The following is a 22,723-nucleotide window of genomic DNA, read 5'->3' on the forward strand; positions in this document are numbered from 1 at the left end:
TATTGTGTGACTTTAAACAGCGAAGCTTGTACTATGAAGGTGTAAATAGTTAATTAGCAATAATTTTTTGTGAAAGGATCGATAATTATGGCTGACAAAGGTTTAAAAGATAAAGTTGCTGGTAAAGCTAAAGAACTTAAGGGCAAGATGCAACAAGCAGCAGGCGACGTTAAGGATAAGGCACAAGAAGCAACTGATAACGTCAAGGATAAAGTTGATGACGTTAAAGAAAATATGAAAAAATAACTGAATAAAAAAGATGACTGGAAGTTATTCACTTCCAGCCATCTTTTTGCGTTACACATGAAACAATTTGCTAACGCAGTTTCTTTTTTATTTCATCTGGTAATTCTAAATTAGGCTCATCTGAGTCATAAAATTCATAGAATACAGGTGCTTTACTTGAATCATTACTTTTAGGATAAAGCTCATAATTACTAGTTAAGAGCGGCAGATTAACACTATCTTTAAATGAATTCCAAATATTAGTAAAAATTTGGGTAATTAGTTTACGCTCTTCTGGTTCCAAAGTCATGAAGACGCGGCTAAGACGATAAGTTCCAACCAATTTGTTATTGGTTAATTGGTGTAATTCTTCAATATCTGAGTTCTCAAATGCTTCAAACAAATCGGAAAAGGTTTCATTCCGTTTTTCGTCTGGAATTGAATTGTTGAAGTTGATTAAGGCATGGCGGATAACGCGACTGCTAGCTGTTAAGCCGTCAGCAAGAGTAAAACTATCACGGCCGACTGACCAACGTCTTGGATCATGTTGATTGCGCATTGCTGCAGTACTTTTTACAACGAGAGTCCGCTCTGGATGATCGAGCATTGCCCCAAAAATCGATCCTTGGGGGATATAAGTTTTCATCTTAGGCATTGCACGTACAAAGCCTGGAGTGGTATAAACCTTGCGGAAAAAGCCAGGACCATCAAAGCTAAATGCCGCAATTACACGATCTTGAATTTCTGGAGCAACGGCACTTAATGCATACTGGGCAAAATTGCCTCCCTTTGAGTGCCCAATAAGATAAATTTGTTTATCCGGGAACTTTTCGGCAATTTCTTCAAGATATTTGGCTGCGACTCCTTGACCATAAATCTCGGATAAGTAGTTCATACGCATATCTTCGTTCCAGCCAATCATTGAACCGTCGGTTCCACGAAAGGCAATAGCAACTGAAGTATCATTAATGAGAAATGTGGCAGCATTAAATTGTAACGGATAAGGTACTTTTTCTAATCTATCTGTCCAATCCAGAATTTTCATTCCACCAATTCGTGGACTATCAGGCAAGAGAATAATTTCAGCTGCAGTTTCGGAGTGCATCTGATGTTGAAAAGAGGGCAGCGCACGCAGTTTTGTTGCCACATCAGATAATGTATGACCGACAGCAGAAGCGTCTGCGGGAAGGTAAACTATGGATGCCAGCAGTGCAGCATCGATACTATTAAAGCGGCGTTCTTTGTAACTGAGGTCACCACGCCAGCGTAAGTAATCAAGAGATCCAGACATGAAAATACCCCTTTCTAGAACTTGAAATTTGTAATTAAGTATTATTGTAGTTGATTTAGTTTTTTAGTACAAAAAAATAAGCAGCCAGCAAGCGCTACTACTTATTTTTTAAGACATTACTTGCCTAAGCTAGTGTAGCTAATGCGTTTAATGTCAGGATATTTGCGTAATGCCATAATAATGTTATTTTCATCAATATTATTATTGATAATGCCATCAACGAAGAAAATTATTTTTTCGTCGCTAACGTATAAAATTTTAACTGACACATTTTCAACATGATTGGCCGATAATTCTTTTTCGATTGTCTTCAAAATGCCATGTTTGTTGACCGCTTCGATTTGAATGTTGAAGCGGATATGCATGATGATTTTATTAATTATAGTATCATCATGGAAAATCATTTGAACTATGAAGAGAATCGCGGTAGCAATAATGCCCAAAAAGTATAACCCGGAACCAATTGCCATGCCGATTGCAGCTGTTGCCCAAACACCGGCAGCGGTTGTCAAACCGGAAATCTGACTTTTCTTAACTAAAATAGTTCCTGCACCAATAAATGAAATACCGGAAACTATTTGTGCAGCTATACGAGAAGCGTCATATTCCATCCCGGAAATTTTCATCAAGTCAGCAAACCCATATTTAGAAAGAATCATAAATAACGCAGAAGAAAAAGCTACTACAATGTGGGTTCTGACCCCTGCACTTTTTCTCTGAATTGCTCGTTCGTAGCCGATTAAAGCACCACATAAGGAAGCTATTACTAGGCGTAATATCCAAGGCAGTTGAGTGCTAATCGGTGATATATCTACCATCATCTCACTCCTTTGAAAAAACAATAGTTAATATTATACACTTAAAAAGTGTTAAATGAGAGGTGTTTTTTGGTAAAGTATAGAAAATTAAGTTTGAGATATTTATTGAAAAAATATTTACTTTTACTTTTTATGTGCTATAACTATTAGCAACATTTAGTAATACTGAAAGTATAAAGAATTTAATCCTATAGTTGGATTGAGATTGTCAGTTACTAATAATTATAACGGAGAAAATAAGATGATGGAACAACTTACAGGTGTTGTAGGAATCCTGCTTGGGATTTGGGAAATATATGCTGTTTATAAGGCTTTTAAGGATACTAAGCAGCGAGGAAATAAAAATACTTCTACCTTTCTACCATTGGCTCTATGGAGCGGAGTGGTTTTAGCTTTAGCTTTTATAGGGATTGGCATAGCACTAGTCATGAAAATGTATTAGGCGAATTATTGAACACTAAATTCATCAATAAGATTAATTAGTGCAGAAGCAACTATTGCAACAAGCGATTTTTGATTTCTGCGCTTTTTTCTTGCCAAAATTTTGTATGATATCTTACATTCTGTTACTACTGAGCAAAAAGAATGTGGTAAGGTATAGAAAATCGTAAAAAGTACTTGCGCAAACCAAGCTAATATGTTTTAATAAATATCGTTGTCGAGTTGACAATGCTGACTTAGCTCAGTTGGCAGAGCACGTCACTAGTAATGATGAGGTCGGAGGTTCGAATCCTCTAGTCAGCATATAAGTATATGCTTAAAGTTATTAAAGTCTATCAGATTAGTACTTAAAGGTATTGATCGGATAGGCTTTTTGCTTGTTTTAAAACAAATTAAAATACTTAGAAAATAAAGAAACAAACTGAAATGAACACATAAAAACACACAAAGTGTTTTTATTAGTTAGAAGTAGAATTTTAGAGAGTGTCAAAATGGCATATTAGCAGGCTTTATGCATGCTTTTTTGTGTTTAGATGAATTTAGTTAGTGTGTTTTGTATAATTGAATTATTAGGATTAGATAGAATACGCAGGATATATACGGAAATTAGCTTTATAGAAACAAAAGTGCAGGTGATGAATTAATGATAAATGATGTAGAGCAGATGTTTAAATATTGTGAGATATCTGAAGACGGACAACAATGTTTTTTTAAAGATTCAATTGAAAATCAAAAGATCATGTTGGCGGCTTTTAAGCATAATCCTTTTATGGCTAAATATATTTACATACCAATATTGGCTTTGGAATTTGTGTTTAACACAGAAAATCATAAAAGAATATATCATTATTTAAATCATGAAAATTTATTACCTATAGTAAAAAGTAAATGTTTTTATGTTGGTAATCAACAAGAGATGAATGATTCTTTAGAAGGTAAATATTCTTGGAGTTTATCATCTGATTTACTTGATGAAAAAGAGAATTCTCCTCAAATAAAAGAATTGTTTGAGGAGGTCAAAAGAAGGCAACCTTTTGATAGCTATATTTGGTCATTTACTTTAGATGAAAACAACATGGCTTTACAAAACTATGGTGATATTGCAGTAGTAATGAATCCTCAAAAAACGTTTGAAAGTTTGGCTAGTAAATATACAAATCCAGAATTTAAAGATATGAGTACAGGAAATGCATTCATTTTTCCTTTACATGTAATATATAATCGAAAAACTCAGATAGAGTATTTATCAAATACTCTGGATATTTGGGTAAATTCTATAAAAATTGGTAATTATGGTGATTATCAAGATGCATCATTAGCAATGTATCTATATTCTTTAGTTTTTAAGCATCCAAAGTATCATCAAGAAGAAGAGATTAGATATATTATTAATAAAATTCCAGATGCTAATAGAAATGGATATGATGTTAAGATTGGTGGAAAGAGAAAACTAGAAGCTCCATTTTTACCCACTTTATGCAATGAAATTATAGTTAATCACAGGGCTGATAAAGAAGAAAATGAAAATATTTATACAGTACAGACTAAAGTAAAAGATATACTTGATATTTACGATTTTAATAATACTGTAGTAAGAAAAACAGATTTAGAATACTAATTATGACAGAAAAAATAATTAATTACTGATCGTGTAAAAAATATAGGCGAAGCTTTCGCTCCTAAAAGGACAGTGGATTTCATGTTAGATCAACCAGAGATAAAAAATTCATTAACTGCCACTTTTCTTGAACATTCAGCAGGTGAAGGAGCTTTCTTAGTAGAGTTGCTTGAGTGCAAAGGAGTCTTTAATAAAAATAATTTCATTTTATTAAATTGCCGAGATAGTCGGACAATGAAAGAAGGCATCCCTTTGGGGCAAAGAAGCATGAATGATTTTTTTAAGAAAATTTGCAAAGAAGTTCAAGCAACCAACAGAGACAAGCAGATCAGCATGCATACTTGTCGCCACACAGTGGCAACTAAATTGGACATACCCCAGGGATGTCATATCCTTGGGCAGCCTCAAGAATGGGACATAGCTTAGAAATATTTATGAAGACTTATGTGCACGCAGATCAAAATAAGAGTCAAATGATGATGAATCTTATGAATTTGGATAATAGTTCCAAACTTAAGTTAAAACCGATCTAAACACACAACACACAGATTTATAATCTGGATGGCCTGATATAAAGGCTATTAGGAGCAACTGTTACTCCTCTAGTCAGCATTCAGAAGAATCATTTAAAGTAATTAACCTTGATTTATCAGCATTTTAAGCAGATAAGTTAAGGTTAATTTTTTTTGCGTAAAACAGGATAATGCACACGCTATGGAACAAGTTCTTGTCCCTGTTCCGTACAAAAACTCTTAGGCAGGCCTTTAGGTTGATATAATGGGCTTTATAACCACTTTTTCGTGTGCTTGAATAATTTTTCAAAGATAATTCTATGAGAAAAAGAGAGCAGTTTATAGATTACTTATGATTATAATTTGTTTGTATTTGGCCATTTTTCATGTTAATCTAATTAAAATTTAAATGTATAAAAGATCTAGCATTATTTTTCATATATCCAATAGCATGTAATTCAAATGGAGGTTCACATGGCGTTACGATACATAGAAAAACGTTATATCTTTCTTTTTTTGATTCTTTCTTTTTTAAAATCTCTTCAAGTAGTGTTCATAGCCCTGATTACTCAACGAATGATTAATTGGATTTCAAAGCCTGATTTAAAATATTTGCTCAGCTTAACTGCGATAGCTCTTATCGGATTAGTAGCATTTTGGATAATAGGTATTTTGTATCAAAGAACCTACTTCATAGTTATAGAGAAAATAAATTGCAATATTAAGTCACTGGCAAGTGAATCTTTGATTTTTGGTAATCATCAGGCTGTTAAAGCTGATACGTCATTTTTTACTAATGATTTAAAAGCAATCGAAGCAAACAAAATAGAAGCGGAATTAGAGATCATAACAAATTCGATTCAATTTTTAACTGCAGTGGTATCAGCTTTAATTGGCTCATTACCCCTAACGATAGTTTTTATGTTCGCATCCTTTTTGCCAGGAATCTTGCAGAGACTGTTGGGTAAAAATATTGAAGAAAAGTCCGAAAATTGGGATAAAAGTAATAGTAAATATACGGAGAATGTTAAAGAAACTGAAATGTTTGCTAGTTCTGCTAGACTATACAACACTGAAACTAATTTATGGAAAAGGTTTAAAGTCACTGCGAATCAAATGGAATCCGCATTAATGAAATTAAATTTTTGGCAAGGTTTTACAAATGAAACGATCACTATAATGGCTTATGCTGCAATTACTATCGCGCCGATTGCACTTGGAGTTTATCTAGTAAGTATCAAAAATATTACTCTGGGTACATTAATCATGATTAGCCAGTTATCAAATAACTTTGTAAATCCAGTAATCACTATTTCTGCATATTTTAATGATTTAAAAGTTGCCAAACCGATGTGGGAAAAATTTGAGCGCCTAACAAAAGATAATAATTTCCAAAAAAGCAGTTCTGAAGAGCATCGTGACTTGACTAGCCTTGAGTTTAGAAACGTCACAGTTGCACGTGGAAACAAAACTATCTTTGAAAATGTATCTTTTAATATTGAAAAAGGCGATAAAGTACTGTTTGTTGCGCCTTCAGGATGGGGAAAGTCTACACTTTTGAATACGTTGCTAGGCAATTTAAATATTAAAAGTGGAGATTATTTGATTAATGGTAAAAATGTAGTTGACAACTTAAAAGATACGCATAATTACTTTAGCTATATTAATCAAGAACCTAAGCTGCTTGATGACACTATCCTTTATAATATAACTTTAGGCTTGCCAGCTTCTAAAAATAGCTTGGATAGTGTTGTAAAGAAGGCTGGATTGGCAGATTTGATAGATGAAAAGGGATTTGACTTTGAAGTTGGGAAATCAGGCAACAATTTATCTGGTGGGCAGAAACAAAGAATAGAAATTGCTAGAGCTTTATTTTTTAAGCGTCCAGTAGTGCTGGCAGATGAAGCTACAGCTTCGCTAGATCCTGTACTTTCTAGAAAAATTCATGAAACTCTTTTAAAGGAATATCCTGGAACAGTTATTGAAGTGGCACATCATCTTACTCCCTATGAAAAGACGATGTTTAACAAGATAATTCAGTTTGAAAATTAGTTCTATATTTAAGTAATAAAAAAGGAGAAAGTTAAAGCTTGGTATGAAGCCAAAATTTAACTTTCTCTCTTTTTTTGAGATTTTATTGTACATCATCCATATCATCTTCGGCTAAACGATGATGATATAGGCTTTGATCAGTTTTATCTATATCTGTTGATATAGCTTCCTCAATAGCTTGCTGAATATAAACTAAGCTTTGCTTATCATAAAAAGGTACGGAAATTTCATATGCAGATCCGGCTTTTTCAATTGATAACTTAGTCATAATGCCATTCAAAAAGATTCCGACACCAATAATAAATGCAAGAAAACCAAAAAGAGCACTTGAATTTATCATTGCTAACCCAATCAATGCAACAATTATCCCAACGATAAAATCTTTGACTGAGTAAGACGTATCAATTGAGGCAGCAGATATATTTTTTAAAGGAATGTTTTGCTTGTGCTTACCAGCAGGAATTAATCCTAATACTGTGTTTTGCTCAACAACTTTAACAAATCTATAGTCAACTGATACGGAACCCTTAATCCAAAAGAGCAATGTGCTGGCTGAAAATTCTTTTTTAAACCAAGTTTTATCACGTGATTTACTTAGGTCTACCTTTACTTCTCCTGTGTCTCTTTTGACTTCTGGCATATATATAACCCCCACTTTGAAATAACAATAAAATTCTTAAGAACTTTAAAAAAACTTATACTAAAACTATATCATATAATTTGCATTGCAAACAGAGGATATAAAGTATTAATATAAACTACTTATGCTTAGTTTGTGAAAAGCTTGAAATCATATTAGAGCCTAGCACGTAACATTTTTTCGCCAGTCCAAGTAGTACTAAATTGATAGTTGGGAAATAGTGCAATGATAAAAGTAATTAAAACGTAGCACATAGAGTAATTAATTTATAGCTAGCAGTATCAATTCTCTGACGGAATAAATCAATAATTTTGCAAAATACAATATTATTATGTCTGTCAGTTTAGCACCTTGTTCGAGCTGTCAGTTTTTTTAATGTTAAAAATGAAACATGTTTCATAAAAATATTGACTTTTTGAAACAAAATGCTAACATTTATCTGTAAGCGATTGCAAATTGGTGCAATTATAAATAAACAGTAGGAGTGAATAAAATGTCGGAGAAAAAAGAGAATAACTTTCTCAACGAGAAGCTAATTCCACTTTTTAATAGAATATCAAGTGCTAGGCACATGGTCGCATTAAGAGACGGGATGACTGCAGCTGTGCCAATGATCATCATTGGTTCAATCTTTATGATTATTGATCAGTTTCCAGTAAAGGGCTATTTAGACTTTATGGCCCATATTTTTGGCCCTAATTGGTCAACTGTTGTGCAATATGTGACAAATGCCTCGTTTAATATTATGGGTTTAATAGCCGTAGCTGGTATTTCCTATAGTTTAGCGAAAAGTTACCAAAACATTGATGCATTTTCAGCAATGATCGTTGCAATAGGTGCATTTATTTTAACGATTCCAATGCAAATTGGAAAAGACGGTGGATTACTAATTCCATTAAAACAGTTTGATTCATCTGGTCTTTTTACAGCCCTACTAGTTGGTTTGTTTGTAACTGATTTGTATGTTTGGTTAATGCACAAGAATTTGGTTTTCAAGATGCCAGATACAGTTCCACCAGCTGTAAGCAATTCATTTGCGGCCCTGGTTCCAGGTGCAATTTCCTTATTTGTAGTTTGGCTAATTAGAATTGGTGTTGAAGCAACGCCAATGAAGAGCATCCCAAACGTAATCACATACTTTTTACAGACACCAATGAGTAAAGTAACAAATACTTTGGGCGGTGCAATTGTTATTGAACTAGTAATATGTATTTTATGGTTCTTTGGTATTCATGGTGCCAATGCAATTTCTGGTATTATCGATCCGATTATGTACGCTGCACTAGCTGCTAATGCTTCAGCACTTAAGGCTCACCAAGCTATTCCAAACATTGTTACCAAGACTTTCTTCGACAACTTTGTTCATATTGGTGGCTGTGGTGCTACATTAGGCTTTGTTATTTTGATGGCCTTCTTTGCCAAAGACAAAGAAATGAAAGCGATGGGTAAGCTTTCAATAGGGCCAGCTATCTTTAATATCAATGAGCCCGTAATTTTTGGTGTACCAATTGTCTTGAACTATCGGATTATTATTCCATTTATTTTGGCTCCAATTGCCAACATTATTGCAACATACACAGCAATGAAGCTAGGCTGGGTTGCTAAAACAATTGGAATCTACCCACCTTGGACAACGCCAGCAATTTTATCGGGTATTCTTGCTACAGGTCATATTTCCGGTGGTATAATGCAATTGTTTAATATTGTTATGGATACATTAATTTACTATGGCTTCTTCAGAAGCATGGATCGTGCTAAATTAAAAGAAGAGCAAGAAGCAGCAAAGCAATAGTATTAGGTAGGAGTAGAAGTGCAGACAAGGCAGAAGCTAACAGCAACGCAGCTAAAAATATATAATTATATTGTTGCGAATAAAAAACAAATAACAGAGATAACTCTGCGTGAGTTAGCAAGTATATTAGGTGTTTCACCGGCTTCTGTTGTCCGTACTTTAGAAGCACTGGGCTATCAGCATTACTATGATTTGCAAAACGAAATTAAAGAAGAGCTGAACAGAAATAAAGTGGTTGATGATATCACTTATCAGGCACAATATTACTTTTCGCAAGCTTTTTTAGCAGATTACGATAAAAAAATTGTTACTTTTCAAAAAATTGCTAGAAAAACGACAGATTTCGTCTTTTTTGGAATTGGTTCATCTGGTGACTTATGTGATTATGGTGCGCGTCAATTTGTTAATAATGGGCGTAACGCATTTTCGATTGATGATCCATACTACCCAGTTGAATTAAGCCGAGATCGTTTTAAAAACAAGACTGTAATAGTTTTATCAGTCAGCGGTGAGGGTCAACCAACAATTGATCAAGTAAAAAGTTTTAAGCAAGAAGGTGCGACAATTGTCAGCATCACTAATAATGAAGATAATACCATTGCAGGCTTATCTGATTTGAACTTTGCGTACCACTTAGAATTCAAAATAATCGGTGAAACAATCAACTTAACGTCACAAGTTCCAGTTGTTTATCTACTTGAACGATTGTCGCGTGCACTGCGTGTTGATAAGTAACAAATTTTATTGAAGGACTAATTCCAGCTTTATTGCAGGAATTGGTCCTTTTGCATTTTTCAAGTTCTTAACTACTTTTAATTATATTTTGGCTAAGGGGGTGTCATCACAATATATGAAGGTTATAAGCCAAGCTTGGTAAGGCTAAAATCGGTTATAGCAAGATCTATTGCTTCACAAAACATAGCAATTGCTATAATAATAGTTATTAATAATTTTTAGCTATTAAAAGGGATAATAAAGATGAATAAAGCAAAAATTTTGGTGACTGGCATTATTCCAGAAGCGGGATTAACAGAATTAAAAGAAAATTTTGAAGTGATTCATGCGCCTGAACATGAGACCAGAAAATGGGTTTTAGCACACTTATCTGAATACGAAGGCTTAATACTCATTGGGATGAAAGGCGACCAGGAGCTAATAGATGCAGGAACCAACCTAAAAATCATTACAGCTAGTGGTGTAGGATATGACCACATTGATATTGATTATGCTAAGCAAAAGGGAATTGTTGTTGCGAATTGCCCTAAGAGTGTTCTGGTTCCTACTGCTGAAATGACGTTTGCCCTATTATTAGCAACTGTAAGGCGGCTGCATTTTTATGATAAAAATATTCGCCAAGGAAAATGGGTCAATGTTTCTAAGCCGGAAAATATGGGGACAGGACTTCAAGGAAAAACACTTGGTATTTATGGTATGGGGCGAATTGGTTCTGAAGTTGCTAAATATGCTCAGGTATTTGGGATGAAAGTTATTTATCATAACAGACATCAATTAGCGTCTGAGGTTGAAAAAGCGGAGCATGTTAGTTACGTCGACTTTGATACGCTAGTTAAAACATCAGATGTTATTACACTCCATGCGCCAGCTTTACCTTCAACAACTGGCGTATTTAATTCGAAAGTGTTTAAGCAAATGAAAAAGACTGCTTATATTATTAATGCTGCGCGTGGACAATTAATTAACCAAAATGATTTGATATCAGCGCTAAAAAATGGAGAGATAGCTGGAGCCGGACTAGATGTTTATGAAACTGAACCACAAGTTCCGCAAGCTTTATGTGAATTAGACAACGTGGTTTTAGCTCCTCATGCAGGTACTGGAACTTTAGAGGCTAGAACGGAGACAGCTAAAGAAGCATCTAGAAATCTTATTTCTTATTTGTGTGACCACAAAGCTTTGAATCAAGTTAATGAATAATCAAGATCATGAAAAAAAGCCAAGTAATAACTTGGCTTTTTTCTTTATCGTGATATAATATGAAGCTAACTACATGAAGTATGCTTCATATTAATAAGAAGGTGAGATTATCACAAATTTGGTTAAAGAAAATAGGAAAAAGCTGCACTTAACGCAGCGTGAACTTGCCGCTAAAGTGGGTGTCACTGAAAGAACGATTATCTCAGTAGAAAACGGCAAATACAAGCCCTCACTCCTCTTGGCGTATAAACTGGCGCAAGTTTTTAGAACTGATATTGAAACCTTGTTTTGTTTAGAGGAGTACTTAGAAAATGAAAAAGAATAAGAAAAGAAAGCTCAAATATTATTTCTCAGCATGCTTTTTTACATTATCAGCACTTCTTGAGTTGGTGCTGATCGGTTTAGAAATTCTGCAGCACCGTAGGCAAATCGATATACCGAAAAATATTATTTATGCAGTTTTTGCTATTAGTTTTGCTGCTTATCTTTATTATAAAGCTAAAACTGTGGGGACAGATAAAGATGATGAAGATGAGCGTGATGAATTTATTGCAGTGAAAACTAATCACCAAATGTATAAAATAGCTAACTGGTTAATTTATATTCTGAGCTTGGTCTTTCTAACTGGGGCGGCGTTCATGTATAAAGCTCAAGGTTTTACGACACTGGTCATAATATTGATAACCATTGCCGCTACTTTAAGTGTCTTATGGAACTTATTATTATTAATTGAAATGATTATAGGTATTACTAATGAACTTAGAAATTAGTAAGGCCTAAATATTTATAACAATATAAAAATGGTTCTGCCAATGCATCAGACAATAACGGTCAGTTAATTTCTGCACCATTGATTGCTCAACGCCTTGCAGTTGAGCATTTTACTTCATTGAGTATAGCTCATAATTACAAAGAAGATGGCAAGGACTATTCTTTGAGTTCTTGGAAACGGCAATTAGTAACATCAGCCCTTTTAGACCAATATAAATTACCGTATCAAAAATCATGGTTTAAAGACACTAATAATAATGAAACAATTCGTTCTTGGTATGAATATAATAGGGATTATCTAGGTTACCGATTAGCAGTTAAAGATATTAGCTATCAAGTTAATTTAACTAATTATGGCATGGCTGCTCCTGTTTTAATTAATAAAGCAGAATTGGCATACTGAATGCATCTAAAAAGGCAGTGGCTACTAAAGAAATAACTGATGTTGCACATTTGCAATCGCTTCAAGTTTTGCCAGTTGAATGGCAAGTAGACAAAGCGCTGGCCAAAAAAGCAAAATATTTGGCTTTTAAGTTTACTGGCTATGGTATACAGGAAACCGCTTGGCAAATAATATAGCTTTTGCTAAGGGATATAATTATTTGCTGACACTTAAATAAATAGTTATAAAAAGACAAAAACCAATAAATTACGTTTCAAAACGATAATTTATCGGTTTTTTATTTACGATAAAAATTAAAGGCAAAATTTATCTATTTTTTTAATCCCAGTTAGCGTCGATACAATTGTATTGAGCTTGTTTTAAAGCAAATTTTACTATTACACGCAAAGTAAAGCAAAGCATTTTGTTAATGGGCACTTGGTTCTATTCATGATTCCCTTTGTACTAGTTGTTGAAGCTCAAAACTTGGGGGGGATAACTACCGCTAGTGGCGATCATACTATGATTTTCTTGAGATTAATATTAGTTATTTTGACAGCAGTCTATTACGCAAACAAGAAAGAAACTTATGACAATTTAAACTCCCAGGAAGGCTGTATTTTCAGTTTGCAAAATCTGGAAGTTTTAAGTGATCCACAAATTTATTTAGTTTATATTCTCAATTTTGTGGCTATTTTTGTTTTTTAAGAGTAAATAATAATGGGTAAATTGTAAAATGAAGTTATTTCTAGTTATGCCGCATTAACAGCTTCTTTTTTATTAGTAGAATAAACTACCTTTACTATTGTTACCAAAACAATTAAACAAGTTACACATAATAATGTTAATGCGATAGTAATACCGAGCGAAGCAGTAATTGTAGTAAAAATAGTTGTCACAACTGGTACAGTCACAACTAAAATAGTGTTAAGCATTCCCATAGTTGATGACAAAATATTTTGATCAACAGCTTCAACAAGCCACTGTGTTAATTTAGGGCTAGCTGTACCAATAAATACTGCAAGGCTTGCCATGATAGGTAGGCAAATAAAAATATTTTTAATAAGCATTGTACCAATAACTGCGATACTTAGAACTGTTGAAATAATTGCGATAGTGAATAATGACATTTTCTTGAATAATTTTGTGCCTACAATACTACCAAGTGCCATACCAGCAGTCATTACAGCTCCTATTAGGGCAATCGTGAAACTGTACGTTCCAATGACCATAGAAGACTTATTACCAGCGATTACGATTGAAATTAAAGGCTCAATTGTTCCTAAAACTCCATTTAGTAAGGCAATTACTAGAACGACCGACAATAACCCCTTTGCTTTTTTTACTTGTTTGAATGATAAAGCAATTGTTTTAAAGAAGCCCTCTTCATTAACTGAAGTAGCTTCTTCTTGAGGACGAGTCTTGTAATAATTGCGACCGACACTGGCAAAAAGGACACCTGCTGCTAGAAATGTTAATGCATTGAAGATTGCTAGGCTGGAATAAGACATGAAAAGTAATAAACCAGAGCCAATGAATTGTGCAATCATATTGATAATACCGTTGATCCCACTAACAAATCCTTCAGCTTCAGCAACTTCATCATCTCCAACAATGTTAACAATTAGAGGCATTTGAAGGCCACCAGAATATGAACCAGCAATATCTGATACTAAGTTAATGCCAATAACAGTTAAAACTAGGTTCCAGCCAGCAAAACCACTAGCGAAAAGTAAGCCGACGATTAGATAGAGTCCAAAGCGTATAACGGCTAACCAAACCATTAACTTGAACTTGTTTTTTGTACGGTCAGCTAAATATCCACTAAGAATTTGAAAAATTTGAGGTACTGATTCTGAAATTGAAATCAATGAAATAGCCAAGGCGTAATTTTTTAATTTACTTGCATAAGTAATAAGTGCTAAGTAAAACAAAATATTGCCTGCACCAGATAAAAAACTGGCAATTGTAAATTTTCTATAATCCTTATTCTTTATAAAAATGTCCATAATTTATAACTCCTAAATCAAATTTTATATATATTAAGTTATAACTTGGATATAATAAGAATTATCAAAAATGTCACATTTGAATGTTAAACGCCAAATTTGAATGAAATTAAGGAGGAGCACTAATGACAATAGGACAATTGCTAAAGCAATATCGAATTGAGAGCTCGAAAACACAAAAAGAATGGGCTGGTAATACGATTAGTACATCATATTATTCAAAAGTTGAAAAAGATCAGCATAGAATTACAGCTGAGGATTTGATTGCATTATTGCGTGCTAATAACATTAAATTGTGGGAATTTTTTGGCAAGCTTAGTCAAGAAGATAAAATAAGATATGACGAAAACAGAGATATTGGCGAGGCAATTAATGAAGCGTTTTATCATAATGATAAGGATCAGCTTAAGGATATTAAAAATGTCATTGCAAATAGTGAAATAGCTGATAAAGAAGATCAATTGTTATTTATAAATGCAGTTATAGCCTTAGTTGGTAATCATAACGTAGAAAATCTTGATGAAAAAGATCGAATTGAGTTGAAAGAAAAGATCTTTAATATTTCTGATTTTGACGAAAATAAATTAGATTTGTATTGTAATTTGATGACACTTTATGATCTTGATAACAATTTGTTAATAAGTCGGCGAGTAATTACACAATTTCGCTATTCGGGGAATTCGAATGTTCAAGAAACAATATTAGCAATAGTGATTAACATTTTATTTATGTGTATTGAGGAAAATAGATATAAAGAAACAGAATTTTTTATTCAAGCAGCCGATCAAATTAGTACTAAGCCGAACTTGTTTTTTTATAAAAACTGCATTTTTATACTTAAAAATATAGTGAATTATCACTATGAAAGAAAGGATGAGTATTTAAATAAGGCTCGAATGGCAATTGATCACATTAGTTCGTTGGGCATGCCGGAGTATAGTAAAGATGTGAAAGGTTTTTTTGATAAATATGGAAGAAATTAAAAAAGGTGTATTTGATATTTAGAATTCAAATACGCTTTTTAGTGTCTTCGGTTAAATCGTTATAAAGTTTAATAGAACTTAGAATGTAAAAAAGCTCGAAAGCTAAAAAACTTTCGGGCTTTTAATCTAAATTCTATTTTTAGCAAAGCTTATTAATATAAAAATCCTTTGTAGTGATGCTTGGTTAACTTTTTAGCAAGTTTAACTGAGCGATACCAGTGGGAGGTATTATGTATGCTCGTTCCATTAATTGTGTTTGCAATTGATAATACTTGGTGACCCTTAAGTTTGGAACAGTTGAAAAACTCACCGCCGTTTTCACCCCAGCCACCGTCTTCGCCATCATCACCAGTATCTGGTATGCCGATTTCAGCAGGTTCGTTCCATTGCTTTACATTTAACCAAGTAATACCTTTTTGTTTCTGATAGCCGGGGATGAATATCCAATTAGCTCTTTCAAAATCTGGTTTATCGTGAGGTATATATTTATGTATTACGTTAGGTTGAAATTCATTTAAAGTATACGTTGTTTTAGTTATTTTTACTTTACTAAGATCTTTTTCAAACCCGTTAGTATAATACTGGTACCAAGTTCCGCGCATGTTTTTAGGAAAAACAGTAGGGACTTCTTTTGCTTGAACGGTATTCGTTGTGTTACATACACTTCCGACGCCAACAACTACACTGATTAATGTTAACACTGTGATAATTTTTTTCTTTAATTCCATTTTATTTTTCCTCCCCACTTTTACTACTAACCTATATTATATACCACTATATAATAATATGAATAAAGTAATAACAATAAAATTGATAAGTTATCTATTTAGCAGATTCATTTGCACACATAATGATCAATATTTTAAAAAAATACCGTACGAAAAAATAAAAAGTCGAATGTGACACTTTTTAACTTGTCTCACTCCTTGAAGGTATTATCTGTATAAGAAAAAGATTAAATTATAGGAGAAAAGCAAATGATTAAATTTAATATTCGTGGTGGTTTTGGTGATTCTACTAAGCCTGATGTAAATATCCGTGAGCAAGATAACCTTTACTTGGCTGTAAATTCAAAATGGTTGCAGGAGAATCCTGTTCCTGCAAGTCAGTCGTTGATTGATGGTTTTGACATAGCAGAACAGCAAACGCGTAAACACCTTTTAAAAAACTTTTCTGTTTTTGTTGCTGGTAAAAAACCAGTTCCTAAAGTTAAGAACTTTAACAAAGCAGTTGAATTTTACCGTGTAGCTGAAGATGAAGAAAAAAGAGCTGATGACGGCGCTGCTCCAATTAAGGAAGACTTGACCTTTTTAACCGGACTCGACAATTTAGCAGATATCAATAAGAACTTGGCGAATTTGTTGCTAGCCGACAACTTGCCATTTAAATTTGAAGTGGAACCAGATTTTAAGGATGCACAACTAAATATTGTCACTTTTTACCGGCAAAATTTGATTTTGTCCGATACCAGTTATTATGGTAATGAAAAAACCGCTAACTTGCTTGATGTTTGGCAAACGCAAACCGTTAATTTGCTGGTAATGAGTGGCGTTCAGCAGGATAAAGCTGAGCAATACGCCGCAGGAGCAGTTACGTTGGACCAGCGTTTGGCGCAGGTTTATCAATCAGCAGAATATAATTCTGAGATTGAAAACATATATCATCCAATGAGTGTGACAGAATTTGAAAGCAAGAGTAAAAATATTCATCTAGCTGCTTTGCTGAAAGAAACCAGACTTGAAGCCGCTAAGAAAGTTAATGTTACTGAACCAGGCTATTTAGATAAATTTGATGAATTGTTTAATGAAGAACATTTTGCTGAATTAAAAGGCTGGCTAATCGGGTATTTTATTAATCAAGCGGCACGGTATTTGTCACGTGAATTTCGGAAAGCAAGATTACCACTAAGAAAAGCAATGTACGGAGTAGATTCTTTAGATGAAGATGAGCGCTTTGCTTATGATGAGACGGTCAGATTATTTGGTGATGTCATTGGCCAATACTATGGCGAAAAATACTTAGGTGCTGAAGCCAAAGCCGATGCTACTAAAATCGTTAAAAATATGATTGCGATTTACCAAGATCATTTAAAAAAGAATTCTTGGCTGTCAGATACAACTAAGAAAAAGGCGCTAAAGAAGCTAGACACTTTAGTCTTAAAAATCGGTTATCCAGAGCATGTTCAAAGATTTTATGACGAGTTCAAAGTAACGCCAGCTACAGAAGGTGGCAGTTTATATAGTAATGTTAAAGCAAATAGTCAAATTAAACTTAAGGATAACTTTGCAGATATTAACAGACCGGTTGATCAATCACTTTGGATGATGTCGGCAGTAGAACCAAATGCTTGCTATAATCCGCAAAGTAATGACATTACTTTCCCAGCACTTTTACTCCAAAAGCCTTTTTATGACCTACATCAGGATCGTGCAGCTAATTATGGTGGTTTTGGTACAGTTGTAGGACATGAAATTTCGCATGCGTTTGACAACAACGGCTCGCAGTTTGATGAGTTGGGTAATATGAAAAACTGGTGGACTGACGAAGACCAGGCTGAATTTAATAAAAGAATCAAAGCTGAAATTAAGCTGTTTGATGGCGTTGAAGTTGGTACAAGCAAAATCAATGGTAAATTAACAGTTTCAGAAAATATTGGTGATCAGGGTGGTCTAACAGTGGCCGTTGCGGCTAATAAGCAAGAAGGTGGAGACGCTAAAACCTTGTTTGAAAACTATGCGCGAATTTGGGCAACAAACGCTAAGCCTGAATTTTGGCAATTAATCGCCGCTTCTGATGTTCATGCTCTCTCCCAAGCTCGAGCAAATGTGCAGGTCCAATGTCAAGATGAGTTTTATCAAGCTTTCAATGTTAAAGAAGGAGACGGTATGTGGCTTGATCCGGATAAGCGGGTACAAGTTTGGTAATTACACTTGAGAGCAGCTACAAGCTCTATAAACTAATTGCTTTTAAGTGAACTTAGTCCCTGATTTTGTGCTAAAACAGACATAAGTTTAGAACTCTATATTAGTAAATATAAAATAGGGAGGAAAAGTAATGAAAAATATTAGAGTAGCAATTACTATACTGGCAGTTGTCTTGTGGCTTGTTGTCATTGGTATTTTCGCAGTTGCCATTGCTAAAAATCAGTTGTGGAATTTGGGACCGGTTATTACACATAATAGGCCACAAAATGCTCTGGGCTGGTTGATTATTGCTGCCGCTGCAGTAACGGCAGTTAGCGTGATTTTAAAACTCATAAGTAATAAAGAGTAGTAGTAGTAGTACTTTTCTAAAAAATGAATGTACACTAAGAAAAAACAATAAATTAAAGGACTAATTCCCGCTGTTTTTTAGGTAATTAGTCCTTTTTGTGTTCTCGAGATACTAAAAAAATAGCTGGACTGCGGTGCTATAATCAGCCATTTCACTGAAAAGGCATTCAAAAAAAGCTTGACTTTGTTTGGGAAGCGCATACAATATGTTTTATAAGATTTAGTTAACCGGTTAACTAAATTATTAATTATTTGATTATTACTTTTGATGGAGGAGCTGATTAAAAACTATCCCGTAAGATTTGTTGGGTAGGTATTAGTTTTAAGCTAGGATGATGCAACTGTTTATGTTCAAGTTTTTGTCTAAGGATATGCATTGCAACCTTACCAATAGAATAAGAATCTTGATGAATACAGCTAATTGGCGGAGTCATTACTTGCATCCAGTCAAATTCTTCATAAGTTGCAACACCATAATCTTTTGGATAAGAGTAATGCAATTGCTGCATTGCCTGAAGTAAACGCAAAAGTACGCGAGCATTCATACAGAAAAAGCCAATTTTAGTGTCAGTATTTTGTTGCATAATTGTATTGATATTTTCAGTAAATTGTCGATATTCAATATCTTTACCATGATGAGGTACAGCAATTAAATGATTGAGCGTCGAATATTTTGTAGCTTTAATGAACCCTTCATAGCGCTGAGTTCTTGTACTGATGTTTTGGAATGGCCAGGTGACAAAATAGAGATTATCGTAACCCTGTTTTTGCATTTCACCAACCATTCCTTGTACGGAAGTCATATTATCAGTAGCGACTGTATCAATGATTAGGTTATTAGATTCGCGGTCGACCATAACGGTATTCTGGTTTGATAGGGATTCATAGATTGGACTATCTGGATTAACAGGGTCAACAATAATTCCCGCAACACCTTCATTTTGTAACCGCGTAATATTATCAATTTCTTTTTGTTCACTGTTATCAGCATTGGTAAACAATACACGATAATGATAATTATCACATTGTTCAAAAATTCCTGATAGTACCTGTGAAGTAAAGGGATTGGTGATGTCGGCAATAGAAACACCAATGGTTTTGTTTTCATTTTTTGCCAAATTTCGAGCAGTAGAATTAGGACGAAAATTAGTGTCGTTAATTATTTGACTTAAATTCTTACGTGTTTCTAAAGACATGTGATCGTAGTTGCCGTTAAGAAAATTTGAAACGGTGGCTGTTGATACATTGGCCATAGTAGCAATGTCTCTAATTGTTAGTTTTCCCATAGTTATTTCCCCAATAATTTATATATATATTTAGTATATCGTATTTTTTATTAGAAAAAGGGAATTTTACTATAATTTTGTTAACCGATTAACATTGATCAGCATTGATCAATGTTAGCCGACAAGCAACTTAGGTATATCCTCTAATACACTTGATTCACCTCATGCTTAACAAAATTAAAAGCTAATTTGCGGTTAGTTCAGTAATTTACTTCATATAGGAGGATGAGGTTGTGTTAGAAACTGTTAATCGTGTTTTTCAAGTTTTTGGTGCTAGTGTAGTAGTGCCAATTATGATTTTTATTGTAGCGCTGTGCTTAAGGGTTAAGCCTAAGACAGCGATGATGAGTGCTTTTTATGCAGGTGTAGGTTTGACCGGTTTTGGTTGGATTATTCAAGCCTTCACCCCAACTATTACAAAAATAATTAAACAAATGGTTAATATTACCGGAATTAAATTGCCTATCGTTGATATAGGATGGCAAGCTGGTTCTTTAGCATCATTTGGTTCAACTGTAGGTCTAAGTTTCTTTGTTTTCGGCTTAATTGCTGAGATCTTATTATTTGCTTTCGGTGTAACAAAAATTTTTATGGCTTCAAATTTATGGAATAATTTTGGTTTTATGATTTGGGGAACAGTTTGTTACTACGTTACACATAATTTCTGGCTTTCATTAGGATTATCATTCTTCATGTTGCTCTACGCTTTGGCTTTAGCTGAAATTCAAGCTGATCGCTGGTCTGATTATTATGGTGTAAAGAATGCATCTGTAGCATCTTTGCATAATATTGAGCAAGTTATCCCAGCAATCATATTAGATCCATTATGGAATTTGCTAGGGTTTAACAAAGTAAAAATGACCCCTGAATACTTTAAAAATAAACTAGGTGTTTTTGGTGAACCTACAACGCTAGGAGCACTTTTGGGTTTGATAATTGGAATTTTGGGTAATTTGACAAGATTGGGTACTTTACAAGCTTGGGGCCAAATTCTTTCAGTAGCAGTACAACTATCAGCTGTTATGACTATCTTTCCTTTAATTACAAATGTCTTTTCAAAAGCTTTCACACCGTTAGCAGATGAAATTGACAAAAATGCACATAAGGATAAAGAAGGAACTAAAGCAACCAATGAAGTCACTAATAAGAAACGCTGGTTCCTAGGTGTTGATGACGGAGTTGGCTACGGCGAACCTGCAACTATCATTTCTGGTGTCATTCTAATTCCAATTATGGTTTTAATTGCTTTTATTCTTCCAGGAAACAAGACACTACCAATTGTCGATTTGATTTCTTTACCATTTATGGTTGAATCCATCGTTGCATTAACTCGTGGTAATATTTTAAAAGTAATTGCTAACGGAATTGTTTGGTTTAGTTTAGGCTTATATGCTTCTAGTTGGCTAGGTAGTTTTTATACTGGAGCAGTATCACACTACGGCGTTGCCCTACCTGCTGGTATTGTTTTAATTACTAGTTTTAACTTAATGGCTAGACCATTAAATGCATTAGTTTTTGCAGCATTTGTTTCGCAAAACCCATTATATATTGGATTGGTAATCGTAGTTTATTTGGCACTTCTGTTCGGACTTCGTCGATACCGGCCACAAATTTGGAATTATCTAAACAAGATGGCAGATAAAAACGTTGGGTATTCTGGCAGTGATGAAAAGATAACCTATTAATTTAGTAGAGGAGATAATTACAATGAAAAAAATTGACGGACATTTACATTTGGTACGTTCAGTTGCAGGTCTATCGGGTAAGGGTCGAATGACGCCTTTGGGTAATGGCCAAGCGATTTGGGACAACGGAATGTTTCTTAATCTAATACCTGAAGGCTGGGGCGATCACGATTTCACTGCAGAATCAGCTCTAAAGGTTATGGAAGATAATGAAGTTGAAAAAGCAGTTTTGCTTCAAGGCAGTTTATATGGCTTCCAGAACTATTACTCTTATCAAGCAGCAAAGAAATATCCTGATAAATTTATTGCAGCTTTTTCTGTTGACCCATTTGCTGATGACGCGATGGAAATTGTTAGACGTCACGTAGAAGACTTAGGCTTTAGAGCAATTAAATTAGAAATTAGCCAAGGTGGAGGTTTACACGGATATCATCATCCATTCCGTTTAGATACTTCACCAGAATTAGGTAAGCTTTTCCATTTCTTTGCTGACTATCCAGGCTTCGTCATCACAGTTGACTACGGTGATTACACTCAATTCAGCTACGAACCTGAAGCAATTGTTAACTTGGCTCGTCGTTATCCTAAATTAGACTTTGTTGTTTGCCATTTATCATTCCCTAACGCAGACCACTTGAATCGTTTGGAAAACGCTTTGGAGCAGTGGGAACCATACGAAAATATCACTACTGAAATTTCAGCAATTCAAGATATTGAAAAGGAAACGACTTTCCCATTTCCACGTTGCCAAAAGGATGTTGCGTTAGCTAAAAAGGTTCTCGGTGCTAAGCGTATCTTTTGGGGCACTGATTCACCATGGTCATCAACATTTAATTCGTACCACAATTTAGCTACTTGGTTAGAAGAAACGGACATTTTTACTGAATCAGAACTTGAAGATGTTATGTATAACAATGCAAATCGGATTTACTTCAAACCACAAAATGTGCAAGCAATGCGTGATAGTGAAGATCCAGTGTTAAAAAATAAGTAAAAAGTAAAGGAGTCAAA

General features: G+C 34.2%; 22 protein-coding genes, 1 tRNA gene and 1 pseudogene. 18 read left to right on the forward strand and 6 right to left on the reverse strand.

What is annotated here, in order from left to right; translation table 11 throughout:
* The first annotated feature begins 87 nt into the window (after nt 1–87).
* Nucleotides 88–246 carry a YtxH domain-containing protein gene (locus tag F5ESL0263_RS00075; protein ID WP_101138738.1) on the forward strand — a complete coding sequence of 53 codons (159 nt, stop codon included), beginning with the start codon at nt 88–90 and terminating at the stop codon, nt 244–246.
* Between the two features lie 70 nt (nt 247–316).
* Here the strand turns inward: F5ESL0263_RS00075 and F5ESL0263_RS00080 are convergent, their stop codons facing one another.
* Nucleotides 317–1,516, reverse strand: a complete 1,200-nt coding sequence (locus tag F5ESL0263_RS00080) for a DUF2974 domain-containing protein (RefSeq protein WP_122033907.1) — start codon at nt 1,514–1,516, stop codon at nt 317–319.
* Between the two features lie 116 nt (nt 1,517–1,632).
* A complete protein-coding gene (locus F5ESL0263_RS00085) occupies nt 1,633–2,334 on the reverse strand; it encodes an MgtC/SapB family protein (RefSeq protein WP_122033908.1) in 702 nt (233 codons plus the stop codon).
* A 241-nt stretch (nt 2,335–2,575) separates the two neighbouring features.
* On the opposite strand from F5ESL0263_RS00085, the gene F5ESL0263_RS00090 reads away from it, so the two are divergent.
* From F5ESL0263_RS00090 to F5ESL0263_RS00110, 5 genes and pseudogenes are all read left to right on the forward strand, one after another.
* On the forward strand, nt 2,576–2,776 hold the full coding sequence (locus F5ESL0263_RS00090) for an immunity protein (protein ID WP_122033909.1): 201 nt from the start codon (nt 2,576–2,578) through the stop codon (nt 2,774–2,776).
* Between the two features lie 229 nt (nt 2,777–3,005).
* A tRNA-Thr gene (locus F5ESL0263_RS00095) sits at nt 3,006–3,078 on the forward strand.
* A gap of 340 nt (nt 3,079–3,418) precedes the next feature.
* Nucleotides 3,419–4,393, forward strand: a complete 975-nt coding sequence (locus F5ESL0263_RS00100) for a hypothetical protein (protein ID WP_122033911.1) — start codon at nt 3,419–3,421, stop codon at nt 4,391–4,393.
* Nucleotides 4,394–4,395: 2 nt separating this feature from the next.
* Nucleotides 4,396–4,573: pseudogene (locus F5ESL0263_RS00105) on the forward strand (DNA methyltransferase); the annotation flags it as partial.
* Nucleotides 4,574–5,379: 806 nt separating this feature from the next.
* On the forward strand, nt 5,380–6,957 hold the full coding sequence (locus F5ESL0263_RS00110; RefSeq protein WP_122033913.1) for an ABC transporter ATP-binding protein: 1,578 nt from the start codon (nt 5,380–5,382) through the stop codon (nt 6,955–6,957).
* An 82-nt stretch (nt 6,958–7,039) separates the two neighbouring features.
* On the opposite strand, the gene F5ESL0263_RS00115 is transcribed toward F5ESL0263_RS00110, so the two are convergent.
* On the reverse strand, nt 7,040–7,597 hold the full coding sequence (locus F5ESL0263_RS00115; RefSeq protein ID WP_233558434.1) for a hypothetical protein: 558 nt from the start codon (nt 7,595–7,597) through the stop codon (nt 7,040–7,042).
* Between the two features lie 493 nt (nt 7,598–8,090).
* Between F5ESL0263_RS00115 and celB the strand changes: the two genes are divergently transcribed.
* From celB to F5ESL0263_RS08660, 7 genes are all read left to right on the forward strand, one after another.
* Entirely contained in the window at nt 8,091–9,389 is a 1,299-nt protein-coding gene (gene celB, locus F5ESL0263_RS00120; protein ID WP_122033914.1) for a PTS cellobiose transporter subunit IIC, read from the forward strand.
* An 18-nt stretch (nt 9,390–9,407) separates the two neighbouring features.
* A complete protein-coding gene (locus tag F5ESL0263_RS00125; RefSeq protein WP_122033916.1) occupies nt 9,408–10,124 on the forward strand; it encodes a MurR/RpiR family transcriptional regulator in 717 nt (238 codons plus the stop codon).
* 243 nt (nt 10,125–10,367) lie between these two features.
* Nucleotides 10,368–11,324: an NAD(P)-dependent oxidoreductase gene (locus F5ESL0263_RS00130; RefSeq protein WP_122033918.1), complete on the forward strand. Its 957-nt coding sequence runs from the start codon at nt 10,368–10,370 to the stop codon at nt 11,322–11,324.
* Between the two features lie 118 nt (nt 11,325–11,442).
* Complete coding sequence (locus F5ESL0263_RS00135; RefSeq protein ID WP_370448820.1) at nt 11,443–11,649, forward strand: helix-turn-helix transcriptional regulator; 207 nt, start codon at nt 11,443–11,445, stop codon at nt 11,647–11,649.
* On the forward strand, nt 11,636–12,094 hold the full coding sequence (locus tag F5ESL0263_RS00140; protein WP_122033921.1) for a hypothetical protein: 459 nt from the start codon (nt 11,636–11,638) through the stop codon (nt 12,092–12,094). The genes F5ESL0263_RS00135 and F5ESL0263_RS00140 overlap by 14 nt, the downstream gene beginning before the upstream one ends.
* Before the next feature lie 164 nt (nt 12,095–12,258).
* Entirely contained in the window at nt 12,259–12,498 is a 240-nt protein-coding gene (locus F5ESL0263_RS00145) for a hypothetical protein (protein WP_370448821.1), read from the forward strand.
* 17 nt (nt 12,499–12,515) lie between these two features.
* Nucleotides 12,516–12,674: a hypothetical protein gene (locus tag F5ESL0263_RS08660; protein WP_158593003.1), complete on the forward strand. Its 159-nt coding sequence runs from the start codon at nt 12,516–12,518 to the stop codon at nt 12,672–12,674.
* A 555-nt stretch (nt 12,675–13,229) separates the two neighbouring features.
* Here the strand turns inward: F5ESL0263_RS08660 and F5ESL0263_RS00155 are convergent.
* Nucleotides 13,230–14,486 carry an MFS transporter gene (locus tag F5ESL0263_RS00155; protein WP_122033925.1) on the reverse strand — a complete coding sequence of 419 codons (1,257 nt, stop codon included), beginning with the start codon at nt 14,484–14,486 and terminating at the stop codon, nt 13,230–13,232.
* A gap of 125 nt (nt 14,487–14,611) precedes the next feature.
* On the opposite strand from F5ESL0263_RS00155, the gene F5ESL0263_RS00160 reads away from it, so the two are divergent.
* Nucleotides 14,612–15,469: a helix-turn-helix domain-containing protein gene (locus F5ESL0263_RS00160; RefSeq protein ID WP_122033927.1), complete on the forward strand. Its 858-nt coding sequence runs from the start codon at nt 14,612–14,614 to the stop codon at nt 15,467–15,469.
* A 152-nt stretch (nt 15,470–15,621) separates the two neighbouring features.
* Here the strand turns inward: F5ESL0263_RS00160 and F5ESL0263_RS00165 are convergent, their stop codons facing one another.
* Nucleotides 15,622–16,197, reverse strand: a complete 576-nt coding sequence (locus tag F5ESL0263_RS00165; protein WP_122033928.1) for a hypothetical protein — start codon at nt 16,195–16,197, stop codon at nt 15,622–15,624.
* A gap of 249 nt (nt 16,198–16,446) precedes the next feature.
* Between F5ESL0263_RS00165 and F5ESL0263_RS00170 the strand changes: the two genes are divergently transcribed.
* A complete protein-coding gene (locus tag F5ESL0263_RS00170) occupies nt 16,447–18,393 on the forward strand; it encodes a M13-type metalloendopeptidase (RefSeq protein ID WP_122033930.1) in 1,947 nt (648 codons plus the stop codon).
* 130 nt (nt 18,394–18,523) lie between these two features.
* Entirely contained in the window at nt 18,524–18,742 is a 219-nt protein-coding gene (locus F5ESL0263_RS00175) for a hypothetical protein (protein WP_122033931.1), read from the forward strand.
* Nucleotides 18,743–19,022: 280 nt separating this feature from the next.
* Here F5ESL0263_RS00175 and F5ESL0263_RS00180 read toward each other — a convergent pair whose 3' ends face one another.
* Complete coding sequence (locus F5ESL0263_RS00180; protein WP_122033933.1) at nt 19,023–20,027, reverse strand: LacI family DNA-binding transcriptional regulator; 1,005 nt, start codon at nt 20,025–20,027, stop codon at nt 19,023–19,025.
* 233 nt (nt 20,028–20,260) lie between these two features.
* Here F5ESL0263_RS00180 and F5ESL0263_RS00185 point away from each other — a divergent pair, with 233 nt between their 5' ends.
* Nucleotides 20,261–21,712, forward strand: a complete 1,452-nt coding sequence (locus tag F5ESL0263_RS00185; protein WP_122033935.1) for a PTS galactitol transporter subunit IIC — start codon at nt 20,261–20,263, stop codon at nt 21,710–21,712.
* A gap of 22 nt (nt 21,713–21,734) precedes the next feature.
* Nucleotides 21,735–22,706 (forward strand): amidohydrolase family protein, encoded by a 972-nt coding sequence (locus F5ESL0263_RS00190; RefSeq protein WP_122033937.1) that lies wholly within the window; start codon nt 21,735–21,737, stop codon nt 22,704–22,706.
* Nucleotides 22,707–22,723: the final 17 nt, after the last annotated feature.

Origin of the sequence: Lactobacillus sp. ESL0263 (assembly GCF_003692845.1) — a bacterium.
GTDB lineage: Bacteria > Bacillota > Bacilli > Lactobacillales > Lactobacillaceae > Lactobacillus > Lactobacillus apis.